General features: G+C 39.9%; 12 protein-coding genes and 2 pseudogenes. 3 read left to right on the top strand and 11 right to left on the bottom strand.

The window, feature by feature from the left end:
* Positions 1 to 91 precede the first annotated feature (91 nt).
* The 7 genes and pseudogenes from HFK82_RS05440 to celB all read right to left on the bottom strand — a co-directional run bounded on the left by HFK82_RS05440 (position 92) and on the right by celB (position 8300).
* A complete protein-coding gene (locus HFK82_RS05440; protein WP_168261090.1) occupies positions 92 to 1225 on the bottom strand; it encodes an ABC transporter ATP-binding protein in 1134 nt (377 codons plus the stop codon).
* Between the two features lie 99 nt (positions 1226 to 1324).
* Positions 1325 to 2173 (bottom strand): helix-turn-helix domain-containing protein, encoded by an 849-nt coding sequence (locus HFK82_RS05435; protein WP_168261089.1) that lies wholly within the window; start codon positions 2171 to 2173, stop codon positions 1325 to 1327.
* A gap of 31 nt (positions 2174 to 2204) precedes the next feature.
* Complete coding sequence (gene dtd / locus HFK82_RS05430) at positions 2205 to 2648, bottom strand: D-aminoacyl-tRNA deacylase (protein ID WP_154454123.1); 444 nt, start codon at positions 2646 to 2648, stop codon at positions 2205 to 2207.
* An 80-nt stretch (positions 2649 to 2728) separates the two neighbouring features.
* On the bottom strand, positions 2729 to 4948 hold the full coding sequence (locus HFK82_RS05425) for a RelA/SpoT family protein (RefSeq protein ID WP_168261088.1): 2220 nt from the start codon (positions 4946 to 4948) through the stop codon (positions 2729 to 2731).
* Between the two features lie 107 nt (positions 4949 to 5055).
* A complete protein-coding gene (locus tag HFK82_RS05420) occupies positions 5056 to 5769 on the bottom strand; it encodes a GntR family transcriptional regulator (RefSeq protein WP_168261087.1) in 714 nt (237 codons plus the stop codon).
* Between the two features lie 220 nt (positions 5770 to 5989).
* Positions 5990 to 6940, bottom strand: a complete 951-nt coding sequence (manA, locus tag HFK82_RS05415) for a mannose-6-phosphate isomerase, class I (RefSeq protein WP_168261086.1) — start codon at positions 6938 to 6940, stop codon at positions 5990 to 5992.
* Positions 6941 to 7031: 91 nt separating this feature from the next.
* Positions 7032 to 8300, bottom strand: a pseudogene (celB, locus tag HFK82_RS05410) (PTS cellobiose transporter subunit IIC).
* Positions 8301 to 8445: 145 nt separating this feature from the next.
* Here celB and HFK82_RS05405 point away from each other — a divergent pair.
* The 3 genes and pseudogenes from HFK82_RS05405 to HFK82_RS05395 all read left to right on the top strand — a co-directional run bounded on the left by HFK82_RS05405 (position 8446) and on the right by HFK82_RS05395 (position 11580).
* A pseudogene (locus HFK82_RS05405) lies at positions 8446 to 9846 on the top strand (glycoside hydrolase family 1 protein).
* A gap of 131 nt (positions 9847 to 9977) precedes the next feature.
* Positions 9978 to 10457 carry a class Ib ribonucleoside-diphosphate reductase assembly flavoprotein NrdI gene (gene nrdI / locus HFK82_RS05400; RefSeq protein WP_168261085.1) on the top strand — a complete coding sequence of 160 codons (480 nt, stop codon included), beginning with the start codon at positions 9978 to 9980 and terminating at the stop codon, positions 10455 to 10457.
* Between the two features lie 85 nt (positions 10458 to 10542).
* Positions 10543 to 11580, top strand: coding sequence for a M42 family metallopeptidase (locus tag HFK82_RS05395; RefSeq protein WP_168261084.1), 1038 nt, complete (start codon positions 10543 to 10545; stop codon positions 11578 to 11580).
* A gap of 46 nt (positions 11581 to 11626) precedes the next feature.
* Here HFK82_RS05395 and HFK82_RS05390 read toward each other — a convergent pair whose 3' ends face one another.
* The 4 genes from HFK82_RS05390 to groL form a co-directional block, all read right to left on the bottom strand.
* Entirely contained in the window at positions 11627 to 12442 is an 816-nt protein-coding gene (locus HFK82_RS05390; protein WP_168261083.1) for an endonuclease/exonuclease/phosphatase family protein, read from the bottom strand.
* Between the two features lie 76 nt (positions 12443 to 12518).
* Positions 12519 to 14714 (bottom strand): PTS transporter subunit IIBC, encoded by a 2196-nt coding sequence (locus tag HFK82_RS05385; protein ID WP_168261082.1) that lies wholly within the window; start codon positions 14712 to 14714, stop codon positions 12519 to 12521.
* An 865-nt stretch (positions 14715 to 15579) separates the two neighbouring features.
* Positions 15580 to 16458 carry an Rgg/GadR/MutR family transcriptional regulator gene (locus tag HFK82_RS05380; protein WP_168261081.1) on the bottom strand — a complete coding sequence of 293 codons (879 nt, stop codon included), beginning with the start codon at positions 16456 to 16458 and terminating at the stop codon, positions 15580 to 15582.
* A 125-nt stretch (positions 16459 to 16583) separates the two neighbouring features.
* Positions 16584 to 18212, bottom strand: a complete 1629-nt coding sequence (gene groL, locus HFK82_RS05375) for a chaperonin GroEL (protein ID WP_168261080.1) — start codon at positions 18210 to 18212, stop codon at positions 16584 to 16586.
* Positions 18213 to 18231: the final 19 nt, after the last annotated feature.

Below are 18231 nucleotides of genomic sequence, written 5' to 3'. Positions count from 1 at the left end.
TTATGATGAAAACCCAAAAAAGCCCTCCGTCGTTAGACGTAAGGCTTTTTGGGTTGTATTCTAGAAGAGTTCTGTTTTGGATAGCGTTAAATTAGCGAATAGCTTTTTCTGTTTCAGGGTCGAAGAAATGTCCTTTGGCAACGTTGAAGGTTAATTCAACAGCTTGACCTGGTTCGAAAACGTCACGCGCATCGGTACGTGCTACCAATTCAACACCACCTGAACGAACGTAAAGCATGGTTTCTGAACCAAGCAACTCTGATACGGTCACTTCAGCTGAAAGCGTTGCGCCAGGGTAAGTTTCACGTGCCAATGGGTTATTTGATACGTCTTCTGGACGAATACCAAAGATAACGCGTTTGCCATTGTATCCTTTGGTTTCAAGCAATTTCTTTTGGCCTTCTGGCAATTTCACAGTGAAGCCACCATCGCTCACTAGCGTATCACCGTCAACAGTTGCTTCAAAGAAGTTCATGGCTGGGCTTCCGATAAAGCCAGCGACAAATTTATTAGCTGGACGGTTGTAGAGTTCTTGTGGGGTTCCGATTTGTTCCACGCGTCCAATAGTTCCTGAACCGTCAGGGTTTTTCGTTGAACTCATGATAACGATGCGGTCAGCCAGTGTCATGGCTTCGGTTTGGTCGTGGGTAACGTAGATAGTTGTTGCCCCGATACGGCGGTGAATTTTAGCGATTTCAGCACGCATTGACACACGCAATTTCGCATCCAAGTTTGACAAAGGCTCATCCATCAAGAATACTTTGGCGTCACGGACAATTGCACGTCCCATGGCAACACGTTGGCGTTGGCCACCTGACAAGTCAGCTGGTTTACGTTGAAGAAACTCGGTCAAACCAAGGATTTGAGCAGCTTCACGAACACGTTTGTCAATATCGTCTTTTTTGTATTTTCTTAATTTCAGACCAAAGGCCATGTTATCATAAACGCTCATGTGTGGGTAAAGGGCGTAGTTTTGGAAAACCATGGCAATATCACGATCTTTTGGTGCTTTGTCATTGACCACTTCGCCGTCAATTTTAAGTTCACCTTCTGTGATGTCCTCAAGACCTGCAACCATACGAAGCGTTGTTGACTTCCCGCAACCTGAAGGTCCTACGAAGACGATAAATTCTTTATCTTTAATGTCAAGGTTGAAGTCCTCAACAGCATAGTGGCTTGCATTTGGGTATTTTTTGTAAATGTGGTTAAGATTTAATTCGACCATTTTGTTACTCCTTTGAACGATGTGCTTTTATTATAGCAAAGGCAGCGTTTACAAAATAGAGACAAAATGCCCAAGTTTTTTTGTGCAAGATGACCAAAATTAAGACATCTTGACCAACAAATAAGACAAGGTCAAATCATTTAAGTTTTTCACATTCAAACCAGAAGCTAAGCGAAATTTTTCCAACTTATACTGAAGGGAGTTGCGGTGAATGTACAGGTGTTGAGCTGTTTTAGCTAAATTCCCCTGCTCTTGCCACAACATCATGATGACATCACGCATATCTTTGCTACTGTCAATACACTCCAACAGCGTGCGTTTAATCGTAGGAACATCTGAAGCATGCGCAAGGTTTAAGAGGAGCAATTCTGAAAAAGTACTGGTTCTCTCATTGCCACCATACAATTTGACACTTGAAAAAAGCCGCATCTCCTCCTCAAAATAAATCTGAGCATCTTCCTTTTTCACACAATTCCAGCAATTGCCAAAGAAAACGGTCAGCTTGGTTCCAAAATCACTCTCCAAAGTCGGCAACACATCTTGAATGACATCCTCAACCACCATTGGCTGTTCTTGATTGAGCAAGAGCAAGCTACGATTTTCCGACAAGGTCACCACCGTAATGAGATTAGGCAATAGCGCCTTAAAAAACGTGAACAACTCTTTGGGAAGGGCATAAGGATGCTCGATGTAAATCATCTGTAGTCGTTTGTAGGTTGTTGGAGGATTGCCCTTTTTTTGCACCAAATACCGATACCAAGAATGGTTGGTGTGACTATTATCTGAAATGGCCACCTGCTTAAACTGCAGCAAGGCTTTTTCACGCTCACTGAGTTGGGCAATGGGAAGGTACCACTTTTGACCATTTTCCTCTAAAACAATCCACTCCTCACCAGACGTGTCCTCTTTGTCACGACGAGCTTCAGGGAACCATTTCTCTATTGACATATCTCTCCAATCATTTTAAATACAGACATTACTAGCGCGATTTGGTGTCTAGTAGGATAGTCACAGGGCCGTCATTGACTAGACTTACCTGCATATCAGCACCAAATTGCCCTGTTTCAACTGGGACAAATTGGGATAGGGCAGCATTAAACGCTTGATAATACTTCTCTGCCATCTCAGGCTCTGCAGCACCTGAAAAAGCTGGGCGATTGCCTTTTTTGGTTTCTGCAAACAGCGTAAACTGAGAAACAGACAAAATCTTGCCCTTGATATCTTGGACTGACAAGTTCATCTTACCATTATCATCTGAAAAAATACGCATATTGACGATTTTACGCACCGCATAATCCAAATCTTCCTGCTGGTCATCTGGTCCCACGCCAACCAATAATAGAAGTCCTTGGTCTATCGCACCAACAGTAGCCTCATCGATGCTTACGGCTGCACGCTTGACACGTTGCATCACAATTTTCATTTTAATTACCTTTCTTAGACGAAAGACCCCCAATAGTGAACAAAACTACTGGGAGTCTGTGCTTTATTTAACAGAAAACATCACCCATTTGTTCGCTTAACAGAATAAACATCGGGAATGATTTTGATTTTATCAACCACGCTTGTCAGAGCTGTTAGATTAGGAATAGCAAAGCTAATATGGATATTAGCAAACTTCATATCCTTAGTTGGTTGGGCATTGACGGTTGATACGTTTTTTGTCGCATTTGACACGACTTGTAGCACGTCATTGAGCAATCCTGAACGGTTCAAGCCGTAAATATCAATTTCCGCCAAGTAGTCATTGCTTGAATTAGCATCGTCCCACTCCACTTCAATTAAACGTTCTTCATAGCCCTCTTGGCTCTTGATATTATGGCAATCAGCACGGTGAATGGCAACCCCGCGACCTTTTGTAATGTAGCCTTCGATAGGATCACCTGGTACAGGATTACAACATTTTGCGATACGCATCAGCAAACCTGACGCCCCTTGAATAATCACGCCATTTTCACTGCGAACCTTCAAAACATCGCGGTTTTCAGTCTTGACTTCGCCGCCTTTCATCAATTCTTCGGCTTCGGCTTTGGCTCTCGCACGCTCTTCCTCACGACGTTCTTTTTCAGTCAGGCGATTAAAGACAGCAACGGCGCTGATTTCGCCAAATCCAACAGCTGCATACAAGGCTTCCTCACTGCGCACACTAAAACGTGGCAAAATCGCTTCGATATGCTTTTTATCTAGATATTTATTAGCAACGTAACCATGGTCTTGAAAATAATCCACCAACAACTCACGACCTTTATTGGCCGAGAGTTCCTTGTCTTGGTTTTTCAAAAATTGACGAATACGATTGCGAGCTTTGTTGGTCTTAACAATCTTAATCCAGTCACGGCTAGGCCCAAATGAATTTTGATTGGTGACAATTTCAACGACATCACCTGTTTTTAATTTAGCCGTCAAGGGAACCATGCGTCCATTAACCTTGGCACCAACTGCCTTTTCACCTACTTGTGTGTGGATAGCGTAGGCAAAATCAATCGGACCAGAATCTTTTGGCAATTCTTGCACGGCACCTGTCGGTGTAAAGACGTAAATGCGCTCTGAGAAAATATCTTCCTTAACAGAATCCACAAAGTCAATGGCATCACCGTTTGAAGCGTCTTGCAATTCCACAAGCTCTTTAATCCAGCTCATGCCGACCGCTTGTTCTTGCTTGTCAACCTTGCCTTTGATTCCTTTTTTATAAGCCCAGTGAGCAGCTACACCATATTCGGCGACTTGGTGCATTTCCTTGGTTCTAATTTGGATTTCAATGGGACCTTTTGGACCATAAACAGTGGTATGGATTGATTGATAACCATTTGCCTTTGGAGCCGCAATGTAGTCTTTGAAACGTCCTGGCATTGGGCGCCACAATTCGTGAATGTAACCCACCATGGCATAAACATCGCTTGGTGTTTCCATAATGCAACGAATGGCAATCAGATCATAAATCTGATCAAAGCGTTTCTTTTTGTCACGCATCTTGCGGTAAATTGAGTAAATGTGTTTTGGACGTCCATAAACATCGCCGTAAAGCCCTTGTTCTTGCGTGTAGTCCTTGATTTTCTTGACAATCTCGTCAACCAAGGCTTCTCTTTCACGACGTTTTTCCTTCATCATGTGAGAAATCTTGTAAAACTCGACTTCATTAAGGTAACGAAAAGACAAATCTTCCAATTCCCACTTGATACGGCTAATCCCTAAACGGTGTGCCAAAGGTGCGTAAATTTCCATGGTTTCACGCGAAATACGTTCCTGCTTATCCTTACGTAAGTGTTTCAACGTACGCATATTGTGTAGCCTGTCTGCCAATTTGACCAAGATAACGCGAATATCTTTTGACATCGCCATCAGCATTTTACGATGGTTCTCTGCCAATTGTTCTTCGTGTGATTTGTATTCAACCTTACCAAGCTTGGTCACTCCATCCACGATATCACGCACATCGCGTCCAAATTCTTTTTCAATGTCTTCCAAAGTCAACTCGGTATCTTCTACCACATCGTGCAAGAAACCACAAGCCACTGTTACCGCATCTAAATGAAGTTCCGCTAAAATGCCCGCTACTTGGATCGGGTGAATGATATAAGGCTCACCAGATTGTCTGACTTGGTAAAAATGAGCTTTAGTAGCATAATCCAACGCCTTTTGGACCATTTGAACATCAGATTCGCTCATGTACTGAGCTGTCAGCTCAACGACTTCTTCTCCTGTTAAATTTACATTTTTTGCCATAATGACCTCTTCTTACGCATACAGATTGTTGATATTGTCTATTATTTTAACATTAAATACCCTAAAATACCAACTCATCTGCCGTAAAAATCACGGCATCTCTAGCATTAATTATGGGTCAAAACAATATCAACAGAAAATTCGTCGTAGCGGTGTTTACTGATAGAATATTCAAAAGCCACACCTGTATTTAAATAACCTGTTTGAACCGCAACTGCCACAGGATCGCCGCTTTCCAAATCCAAATAATGTGCTTCCGTATCTGTTGCACGGCGAACCGTAATCGTACGGTGACCTGATTGGATTTTCAAACCTAAATCATTCTCAATGTAATCATAAATCGAATGCTCAACTTGCTCTAAGCGCAATCCTGTAATCAAATCGATAGGCATATAAGTTTCTTCGATGACAGTAGGCTTATCATTCACAAAACGCACGCGATTGATTTTGTAAACAAAGCTGGTTTCTTTGATTTTCAATTTATCAGCAATTTCAGGTGTTGCTTTCACCACTGAAAAATCCAAAACTCGACTAGTAATCATTTTATCAGGATAAAAAGCTGTCATCCCCATCATCTGAATATCCATCAGCATTTTTTCCATCTTTTCAACTGGTAAATCCATGACAAAAGTCCCAGCCCCACGACGTTTGTAAATCAAACCTTCCGCCACCAAAATATCCAGAGCTTTTTTAACCGTCATTTTACTCACATTGTAGTACTCACAAAAATCACGTTCAAAAGGCAACTGCTCATTTGGCTTATAAAACCCTTCTAAAATTTTCTTTCGGACATCGTTTGCAATAAGATTGTATTTTTCCATAATTTTCCCTTCTTTCAAGCCTTGACACGTCGTTGACAAGTTTGCCAACTTAACTTGACAAACTTGTCAACCCATCAGATGTTAGATGCTAATATAACTAACTTTTTCTCGTTGACACAAGTAAAACATCTTGTCACAGGTTGTTGACAAGATAACAGAAAAGAAATCCATACGGATTTCCTGTTTTATTATAAAAAGTAGAACAAACCAAAGATGCGTATTAGTCTTCGTTAGGATGGCTCACAATCATCTCTAATTTCCCATCAAATGACCATTCTTTCACGTCATTTGGCAAGATAAAGTGATCACCTTTTTTCAGATCATAGACACGACCATCAACAGTCAATTGTCCCTGACCAGACAAGACACTAAGCAACAAATAAGGAACAGTTTGCGTGAAATCGACCAAGCCTGTAACTTCCCAACGGTAAACAGAAAAGAATTTGTTTGATACCAACAAGGTTGATTCCAAATGGTCAACTGCCATCGTTGCTGGCGTGCTGTTTGCTGGTTTCCCAATAGTTAACACATCAATTGACTTATCAATGTGAAGCTTTCTTAAATTGCCTTGGGCGTCACGACGATTAAAATCGTAAACACGATAAGTTGTATCACTGGATTGTTGTGTTTCTAAAATCAAGATTCCCTTACCAATCGCGTGCATCGTCCCACTTGGAACATAGAAGAAATCACCAGCCTTAACAGGGATTTTTGTTAACAAATCATCCCAGCGACCTTCTTCAATCCATTGGCGTAACTCTTCTTTTGACTTGGCATTATGACCGTATATAATCTCAGCTCCTTCATCTGCTGCAATGATATACCAGCATTCTGTTTTACCAAGTTCGCCTTCGTGAGCTAAAGCAAAAGCGTCATCAGGGTGAACCTGAACACTAAGCCAGTCATTAGCATCCAAAATCTTAATTAACAAAGGAAAAACTTCTGATTTTGGGTGGCCAAAAAGCTCTTTGTGCTCGCGATACAATTGATCTAAGCCTTCGCCTTCGTAAATGCCATTTTTGATAACCGAAACCCCATTTGGGTGAGCTGAGATTGCCCAATACTCACCCGTTGTTTCAGTTGGAATATCATAACCAAAGGCCTCACGAAGCTTCGTGCCTCCCCAAATTTTATCATGCATTTGCGATTTTAAAAATAACGGTTCTGACATAAATGCCTGCCTCCTCCAAGTCCATTCCTTACTGTACGTTTTATTTTAATAAGCTCCTAATGTATAGACCAATATTCCAATAATACCTTTATTATAACGCAGAATCCTCTTGTTTGTCTAGCATTCTTAAGAATGGATACCAAATAAATCCTACAAGTATAAAATCGACAATTTGGAGAAGTCCTCCTGCTAGCGAATTGGTTGCAATTATACCACTAAAGAATATTGGGACAGTCCAAGGTACAGACACACCTGTTGGAGCAGGTACGATCCCAATGGCCATAACAAAATAATTAAATGCTGTAACAATGATTGGAGCAATGACCCAAGGAATAAGAATCGTTGCATTTAGTACAATTGGTAAACCAAAGATAACAGGCTCGTTAACATTGAATATTCCTGCACCTAACGCTAAACGACCAACATCACGATATTGTTTCTTTCGCAAGAAGAATGCCATAATAATGACAGCTGCCAAAGTCATACCTGAGCCACCTAAACCAACTGTAAATACCTCCATGAGAGGTTTTGTAATAATATGAGGAAGATGCTCACCTGCTTTGTAGGCTTCCAAGTTTTCGAACATTAGAGTATTCCAAACGGGATCCATTACCGAATTTACAAGAATTTGTCCATGAAGTCCGAAAAACCATAAGAATTGAATAAAGAAGATAGCAAGCAACGTTGCCCAAATACTACTTCCCAAACCAACTAACGGAACTTGAATAATATTATAAATAACATCATGAAGATTGGTATTTAAACCAACTGTCACAATAGCATTGATAGCGGTAAAAATAGATAAAGTTAATATAGCTGGAATCAATGCGGCAAATGATTTAGCAACTGCAGGTGGAACGCTATCAGGCATTTTTATTTGCCAACCTTTTCGGCTAGTTCTACTATAAATCTCAGCTGCTATAAAAGATACAATCATTCCAAGAAACATCCCTTTAGCACCAAGTCGATCAAGACTTAAAACACTCAAAATCGTTTCACCACTATCGCTTGTGACAAAAAATGGTGTCAATATAAGGAAACTTGCAAATGAAATAGCACCCCCAAAAATACCTTCCACATCATAAGATTTTGATAAATAATAACCAATACCAAAAGTAACAAAGACGGTCATAATAGACATGGTTGCACTTTGACCACTACCTAACAGTTCGTTAAAAAGCGCTTTCATTTAGCCGTTTAAAAAAGGAAGATTACAAATAACCACAACAATCGAGCCAAACATGGTTAAAGGAAACGCCAATATAAAAGCATCTCTTAAAATTGATAGATATCGATTTGATGCTAATTTGTTTGCTACAGGTAAGAGCTTGTCGCTAATACTATCCAGAAATTTGTTCATAACTACGCCTCTTTCTTCTAATTTTATCTTTACAGTGTAAGTATAAAATATTCCTGATTAAAAGTATAGTATTTTTAAATATGAATATTGTTTTTTGTATTTGAAAAGTATATAATTTTATTGAAAATAAAATGAGGTGAAGCTTATGGTAACTTACACATTTCCAAATCATTTTTGGTGGGGTGCTGCTACATCAGGACCTCAAAGCGAAGGACGTTTCAATAAAAAACACGCTAATATGTTTGACTATTGGTATGAAATTGAACCTGAGGTATTTTATAACCATGTAGGACCTGATACAGCCTCAAACTTTTATAATAGCTAAAAAGAAGATATTGCTTTAATGAAAAAAGTTGGGCTTAATAGTGTTCGTACCTCTATTCAATGGACCCGTCTAATCGATGACCTTGAAACAAATACCGTTAATCAAGAGGCACTAGAATTCTATAATAATGTCATCGACTGCTTCATCGAAAATGGCATTCGTCCCATTATGAATTTGCATCACTTCGATCTACCTGTTGAGCTTTATCACAGATATGGAGGGTGGGAAGCACGCCATGTCGTAGATCTTTATGTTGGCTTTGCAGAACAAGCGTTTAAGGCTTTTGGCAATCGCGTTAAAGATTGGACAACACACAATGAACCAATGGTTGTTGTTGACGGAGAATACCTTTATCAATTTCATTACCCTAAATTAGTTGATGGTAAAAAAGCAGTTCAAGTTGCATATAACTTAAATATTGCTTCTGCAAAAGCTATCGCTAAATTTAAAGAGCTTGGTTTAGATAAAGACGGTGGACGAATTGGTACAATTTTAAATTTAACACCTACTTACTCTGCCTCTAATTCCAAAGAAGATTTAGCCGCAGCACACTTTGCTGAACTTTGGAACAACAAAATGTTCCTTGAACCTGCTATCAATGGAGAATTTCCAAAAGAACTCGAAGAGATTCTAACAAATGATGGGGTTATTTGGCAAACAGAACTTGGAGATTCTGACATCCTTAAAACAAATACTATGGACTTTTTAGGAGTTAATTTTTATCACCCCAATCGTGTAAAAGCACCTGATATTGCGCCGAATTCTGTAGGCGATTGGTTACCAAACCGTTACTACGATGAATACAACATGCCTGGTCGTCGTATGAATATTGATAAAGGATGGGAAATTTATCCAGAAGCTATTTACGACATCGCTATCAATATTCGAGATAATTATAAGAACATTCCTTGGTTTGTTTCTGAAAATGGGATGGGGGTTTCTCATGAGGGACGTTTCATGGACGAAAATGGGCAAATTCAGGATGACTATCGTATTGACTTTATCAAAGAACATCTTGCTTGTCTTCACCGAGGAATCAAGGAAGGTTCAAATTGTTTTGGATATCACCTTTGGACACCAATTGATTGTTGGTCTTGGGTGAATGCTTATCGTAATCGCTATGGATTTATATCAAATAATATTCATACACAAGTCAAAACAATTAAAAAATCTGGTGAGTGGTTCAAACAAGTTACTGTTGACAACGGATTTAATGAGTAGTCAATATCCCTAAAGGTTTACAGCGCATCTGATCCTTTAGGGGTATTTTAAAATCTATAGTTCCCCTCTTCCTTGTCTATCTCAGTCCTTTATGTTACATTTTTAGGTAGACTATTGAAAGGTACATTGCGATGTTAGATCAAAAGAGACAATCACTCTTATATGTTGTTTATATTAGTTTAAGTGGCAATACCAAGAGCTTTGCCAAGCGTTTTAGGGAGCATTTGCTGAGTCAGTATGACTTACAGACAGAAGAAATCAATGTTAAAGACCTTAATCATGATACTTTCCCTATTACAGAACCTTTTGTCGCCATTTTGCCAACTTATTTAGAGGGAGGAAACGGCATTGATACAGGCGATGTGGAAATTTTAACCAATCCTTTGGGGGATTTCATCGTTGCACACGGCAATGATAAGCACTGCATTGGTATTATTGGCTCTGGAAACCGCAATTTCAACGAGCAGTATTGCCTGACAGCCAACCAATACGCCAAACGTTTTGGTTTCCCAATGTTAGGTGATTTTGAATTACGTGGGACCGGTGCAGATGTGGAACGTCTTGCCAAAATTACCATGAAGCGATTAGCCCAAGTCAGCCAAGCCCATTAGCCAAATCTTCTACCAAACGGAAAAGTCATGGTATAATGGTAATGAGCTTATTTTATAAGCTGATTAGATATTATTGGAGATCATTATGCAAACAACAGTTGATTACATTACAAAACTCACGAATATTCCATCACCTACTGGCTACACTAGCCACATCATGAATTACCTCATTGCTGAATTGGAAAGTTTTGGTTACGTTCCAACTCGTACCAATAAAGGGGGTGTCATGGTTAGCATGACAGGAAAAGACGATAACAAACACCGCATCGTGACCGCTCACCTTGATACACTTGGTGCCATGGTTCGTGCCATCAAACCAGACGGTCGCCTAAAAATGGATCTTATCGGTGGCTTTGTTTACAATGCGATCGAAGGGGAAAACTGTATTGTCCATGTGGCTAAAAACGGCAAACAAATCAGCGGAACCATTCTCATGCACCAAACATCTGTCCACGTTTACAAAGATGCTGGTACAGCCGAACGCAACCAAGCCAATATGGAAATCCGTTTGGATGAGAAAGTCACTTCTGAAGCAGAAACACGCGCTTTGGGCATTGAAGTCGGTGATTTCATCTCATTTGACCCTCGTGTGGTTGTCACAGAATCAGGTTTCATCAAATCACGTCACTTAGATGATAAAGTTTCAGCAGCCATTCTCATCAAACTGCTTAAAACCTACAAGGAAGAAAATATCGCCTTACCATACACAACCCACTTCTATTTCTCAGCATTTGAAGAATTAGGACACGGTGCCAACTCAAGTATCCCAGCTGAAACTGTTGAATACCTTGCCGTTGACATGGGAGCCATAGGAGATGATCAACAAACAGACGAATACAGTGTATCAATCTGTGTCAAAGATGCTTCAGGACCTTACCATTACGAATTGCGTCAACACTTGGTCCATTTGGCTGAAGAAAATAAAATTCCTTATAAATTGGATATTTACCCATACTACGGCAGTGACGCTTCAGCAGCTCTTCGCGCAGGCGCTGAGGTCAAACACGCTCTATTTGGTGCAGGTATCGAATCAAGCCACTCATACGAACGTACGCACATCGATTCTGTTCAAGCAACCGAACGCCTCGTTGATGCTTACCTAAAAAGCCCAATTATTGATTAACATAGTAAAAAGGAAGATGGCAACATCTTCCTTTTATTTTTGCTCATTAAAACTCAATATCAACCGCAATACCAAAGTGGTCGCTCACAATTGGTGAAGCACCGCCGTCAAATACAACCACAGACGACAAGACATCAATATCTTTACTTGTAAAGACGTGATCAACTTTTAGAGACTGCTTATTCCCTTCCCAACCGTCGATATCTTCGATGATGGTGTGATCACCTTGAATGACTTTTGCTACCTTGTGGCTATCTTGCAACTCAAGCGGGCTCTTTAAAACCATGTCATAACCAGCAGTATCTGTCGGGTTATTAAAATCTCCCATGAGCACCATTGGTTTTGGATAATCACTCAAAGCGGTTTCCAGCTTGTTCCATTCTTCTTCGAAGCCTTTGCCAAACCAAGACATATGCAAACTAACAACTGTAATAGGCTTTCCATCGGCTTTGGTTTCACCAACAAGGACACGTCGTGTGTGATAATCCGTTTCATCGTCCACATCAGACACTAAAACATCTTTGACTTTCAGTGGCTCTTTTGACAAGATAACAACACCCTCATTGTATTTGTCATAACCGATATGATTATAAGCCCAAGACCAGTAATAATGTCTGCCTTGGCTCTTAAGATAATTGACTAATTGTAGGGCATAATTGTCACGATGGAGTTCTGGACTACCTGGTAATTCCTCATACCCTTCAATCTCTTTGGTTAATAAACCACGAATATCTTGATTGATTTCTTGCAAACAAATCACATCATAATCTTCAATGTAAATGTGCTCCGCCAAATCGAATAATTTCTTTAATGAATTTGCCTCTAACCAAGAATGCGTATTAAGCGTTAAAAATTTAGCCATGTCTTTCTCCCCAAAAATCAAAGGAGAGTCCTCGATTCTTATCTTAGACTCTCTTTGCTTATTAGATATTCTAATCTTATAATTCTACTTTAGCAACCACTGTGTTGGCTTTTTGTTTACCAACTTTTGTCAAGGTTACTGATTTGATTTCAGCAGTATTTGTAAAGGCAACGATAACAGTTGTTTCACGTCCTGCAGATTCGATAGCTGCTAGGTCTGCTACTACAAGAAGATCGCCAGCTTTCACACGTTGACCTTCAGCCACTTTAACAGAGAATGGCACACCGTTAAGGGCTACTGTATCCAAACCAATGTGAACAAGCACTTCAAGTCCGTTATCTGTCAACAAACCAAAGGCGTGTTTTGTTGGGAAGACACTTGTCACGATACCTGATACAGGAGAGAAGATGTTACCATTTTCAGGTTCCACGATGAAACCATCACCCATCATTTTACCTGCAAAGACAGGGTCTTTAACGTCTGTGATTGGTCGTACTTCACCATCAACGACAGATTCAACCATTTCAACAGCACCTTTATAAGATACTTGAGTAACGTCGTGACCTTCTACTTCTGAAAAATCAATTTTTGGAACTTCAGCACCTGAGTCTAGGAAGTCTTGGATATCAGATTTCAAGATATCAGCTTTTGGTCCGTAAACCGCTTGAACACCATTACCTTTGATAATCAAGCCCATCGCACCAGCTTTTTTCCAAGTTTCTTCGTCACCTACTTTAGCAATATCTTTAACAGTTACACGAAGACGCGTCATACAAGCATCTACATCTTCAATGTTTTCACGTCCACCAAGAAGGTTGATGATTTGGATAACTTGAGTATCTGCGTGACCGATAGTGCCACCGTTTGATGAATCACCTGATGCTGCTGCATCTTCAGAATCCATATCGTCGTAGTTACCGTTACGACCTGGAGTTGCGTAGTTAAATTTCTTAATCATGAAGTCTGCGATGAAGTACATCAACACACCTGACAAGATTGAGCAAATAACAAAGTTGAATAAGTCGCCACCAAGTCCTGCTTTAATAGCCATCGGTGTACGTGTTAGCAATTCGATATTACCGAATGAGTGAAGACGTAGGTTTACCAAGTCAGCCAATGCAAATGTCAAACCTTGTACCACTGCATACACAACGTAAAGTGGCATCGCAACGAACATGAACATGTACTCGATTGGCTCAGTTACACCTGTTAGGAAAGTTGCTGCTGCTGTTGAGATAAACATAGCAGAGTATTTTTTCTTCTTGTCTGGGTCAACATTACGGTACATTGCATAAGCAACCCCCATCAAAGTACCAGTTGCACCAATCATTTGTCCAACTTTGAAACGAGCTGGAACAACTGTTGCAAGAAGGTTTTGGTATTCTGTTACATTAGAACCTTTAAGGTTGATAAGGTCAGTTACCCATGCTAACCAAAGTGGGTCTTGTCCAAATACTTCTGCACCTTTTTGAGCACCTGTAAGGATAACGTAAGTACCACCAAGAGAAGTGTAGTTCATTGGGATTGTAATCATGTGGTGCAAACCAAATGGTAGAAGCAAACGCTCTAACGTACCATACAAGAATGGCGCCAAGAATGGAGCAGAATCTTGTGATGATGCAATCCATGTACCAAATCCATTGATACCTGATTGGATGATGGGCCAAACAACAGCCATGATCAAACCAACGATTGTTGCACGGAAGATAACGACAAATGGAACAAAACGTTTTCCGTTAAAGAATGACAAAACATCTGGCAATTTACGGTAGTTGTAGTATTTGTTGTAAGCTGTTGCCCCTACAAAACCTGAGATGATTCCGACAAAGACACCCATGTTAAGAGCAGGTTGTCCAAGAATGTTAACGAAATAGTCAGAAACAAGCATTGGTGAACCAAGAACGTTGTGAACCACACTTGTTCCATCTTCAATCATATCAAGGGTAACACCATAAACGTGACCTGTGATAAGATTGATCAAAATAAATGCAATACCAGCTGCGAACGCACCACCTGCACGCTCCTTAGCCCAGCTACCCCCGATAGCTAATGCAAAGAGAATGTGAAGGTTATTAATAATTCCCCAACCAATTTGGGCAATAACGTTACCAACAGTTGCTAAGATAGCTGAGTCGGCATTGATCAGAGAAAGTGAGTTTCCGATACTAACCATCAACCCTGCTGCTGGCATAACAGCAATAACAACCATCAAGCATTTACCGAACTTTTGCCAAAATTCAAAGCTGGTTAACTTTTGAAATGCTTTCTTCATGTAATAACTCCTTAAACCTTTTTGCTAATAAACCAATTACTTTTTGACTTAAAAAAATAATGCCATCTATTTTTCCATTTAAAAAGAGATTGATTTGCGCTTAAAGCTACGCAAACGTTTGCGTTGCTTTGATGATTTTATTATAGCACGTATTTTCATTTTGTAAAGCGTTTTCTGAATTTTTTTAAAAAAAGCTTTTTAGAACTTGAAAACAGTTACAACTTTGCGCTTATCCTCTTTTAAGACAACCAAAAAAGCAAGGATATTTCGACCTTATTTGCTTAATTAAAAATATATTAAAACACCACTAGATAACTAGTGATGCCTGTCAAATAATAATAAGGCCTACTAGAAACACTCTAGTCGAGAACCTTAGACCTTACAAATCATTTCTCTTGTCATACCTGCTACTGCATTAATTTAAAAATCGATCCATAATGCACCGAACCACCACCATGGTATTTATCTTAGGTATGACCTGCTAGTTTGAGCAAGTCAAGCGTCAAACTCTTTTACAAGTAATGATCTTTCATCTCTCCCTAGGAAAACCTAGTCCCCCTAACAATCGTTTTTTAGCATCGCCAAATCAAACAATTGTTGCATAAGTACTATCAGTAAATACTTATAAGAATACTATACCATAAAAAAAGTGAAATTTACAGAATTTTCAAATATGAAAATAAATTTTTTATTCTCACATCTGATAATCAGATGTTTTTAGTCATTTCTCGGTTATTCGGTTATAATGGTAAGAAAAGGAGGTTTTTGAGATGCGTTTTAAAGGATTGCTTTTGGCTTTTTTGCTACTTACTTTTCGTATTTGGCCATTTTAAAGAAATAATTATCAAAATCTGAGTGCAAAGGCTCAGATTTTTTCTATCAATCCAAAGGCTACAAGACGCTCAGTCAGCAAATCAGCCAAGGTCGGATTGCCCACTTTTTTAACCATATCAATATAATCTTTGATAGGTGTCACACTTACCAAAGAGCCATTGAGATAATCAAGTACTTGTCGCAAAAAGGTCAAGACGCTCAAGGCAAACATATCTTGATAAGTCAGCAAAGCTTCCAATTTTTCCATAAAATAAGGAATGTGATGCAACTCACGCCGCTCAATTAAGGCAAACATGATATTTAAAAAGATCAACTCAGCTGTCTTTCTGTGCTGAGGCAAGGTTTGGTAAAAGCTGTCCCGCTCAGCAAAGGCTTTACCCAGAAAAATCAAATCCTTACTAGACAAGATAGACATGGTATTGCCAAACAAGTAGAGTTCGTATTCTGTCCACTCCTCGATGCCATAGAGATAATCTGTCAAAAAAGCCTTGTCTGCTTCTGAAATCGCATAAACTGGGTCAAGCGACTGAATAGCACTCGCCACATCGATGGCATTCAAACGCGTGTAAACATCGGTATCTGCCACATCATGTATCAAAGCTTTTAAACCATCAACATCACCTGTCAATTGAAGCATTGCAATTTGCTTGCCTTTAGAAAAGAAGGGGCTCTCTTGGTAATGGTTAAGAGCGTGGCCAAATTCTGCTAAACTCATGTGAATGCCAGACAGCGCAACCAACAACTTATCTGCCGCAATCATGGTCTGCCCATTTTCAAATTTAGAGAGTTGGGAAAGGGATAATTGTTGGTTAGCAACGTCTTTTAATTTCAAACCACGCGCTAAGCGTAATTCCCGATACAATTCCCCAATCTGCAGGAATTCTTTATCATCCAATACCCTCACCTCCATCTGTAAACCTTATCATGTGTCATATTTGTCCTATTATATCAAATTTTAAGGGAAAAACTAAAAAAAAGAAGCTAAGAGAAACCTCTTAACTTCTTTATCGAGTAAAATCTGACTAGAGTGGATAATTAGAAGCCACCCATCATTGATGGATCCATACCTGGAGCAGGTTGTGCTGGAGCAGCAGGTTCCGGTTTGTTAGCCACGACAGCTTCTGTCGTCAAAATCAAACTAGCAACAGAGGCAGCGTTTTGAAGAGCTGAACGTGTTACTTTCACTGGGTCGATGATACCAGCTTCAACCATATCTACCCATTCACCGTTAGCAGCGTTGAAACCTGTACCAAGTGATTCATTTTTCAAACGTTCAATGACAACTGAACCTTCGTAACCAGCGTTTGTTGCAATTTGACGAACAGGTTCTTCCAAGGCACGAAGTACGATGTTACGTCCTGTTGCTTCGTCACCTTCCAATTCAAGTTCTGCAACTTTTGAAATGACATTAACAAGTGCTGTACCACCACCAGCAACGATACCTTCTTCAACGGCAGCACGTGTCGCGTTAAGGGCATCTTCAATACGCAATTTCATTTCTTTCAATTCTGTTTCTGTTGCAGCGCCGACTTTAATTACGGCAACACCACCTGCTAATTTAGCAAGACGTTCTTGCAATTTTTCACGGTCAAATTCAGATGTTGTTGCAGCCAATTGTGATTTAATTACATTGACACGGTCAGCAATAGCAGCGCTATCACCAGCACCTTCCACTATAACTGTACTGTCTTTATCAACGGTTACTCTAGCGGCTTGTCCAAGAGCAGTCATGTTTGCGTCTTTCAACTCAAGACCAAGATCTTCAGTAATCACTGTACCACCTGTCAAGATAGCAATATCTTCAAGCATGGCTTTACGACGATCACCAAAGCCTGGTGCTTTAACCGCTACGACATTAAAGGTACCACGGATTTTGTTAAGAACAAGTGTTGGAAGAGCTTCACCATCGATATCATCGGCAATAATAAGAAGCGGACGGCTTGTTTTCAAGACTTCTTCAAGCAATGGCAAGATGTCTTGAATATTTGAGATTTTCTTATCGGTAATCAAGATATAAGGGTTGTCAAGTTCAGCAACCATTTTTTCATTGTCAGTTACCATATATTGTGACAAGTAACCACGGTCAAATTGCATCCCTTCAACCACGTCAAGTTCTGTTTCCATACCACGTGATTCTTCGATTGTGATAACACCGTCATTACCAACTTTTTCCATAGCTTCTGAGATGTATTCACCAACTTTTTCAGAACGTGATGATACGGCAGCAACTTGGGCAATTGCTTCCTTGTTAGCAACTGGTTGTGCAATTGATTTCAAAGCATCGACAGCTACTGAAACCGCAGATTCGATACCGCGACGAATACCAATTGGATTTGCTCCTGCAGTCACGTTTTTAAGACCTTCACGCACGATAGCTTGTGTTAAAACAGTCGCAGTTGTTGTACCATCACCAGCGATATCATTTGTTTTAGAGGCAACTTCTGATACCAATTTAGCACCCATATTTTCAAAATGGTCTTCTAATTCGATTTCTTTGGCGATTGTCACACCATCATTCGTGATCAATGGTGAACCAAATGATTTTTCAAGTACCACATTGCGTCCTTTAGGACCTAAGGTTACTTTCACCGTATCTGCTAAAATATCAACCCCGCGTACCATACTTTCACGCGCATCTGATGAAAATTTAATATCTTTAACCATAATATATCCCTCTTTTAAC

It is taken from the genome of Streptococcus alactolyticus (assembly GCF_012277075.1).
GTDB classification, from domain to species: Bacteria; Bacillota; Bacilli; order Lactobacillales; family Streptococcaceae; genus Streptococcus; species Streptococcus alactolyticus.
Note: the sequence above shows the minus strand (reverse complement) of the source record. Positions and strands in the feature narration are given on the sequence as shown.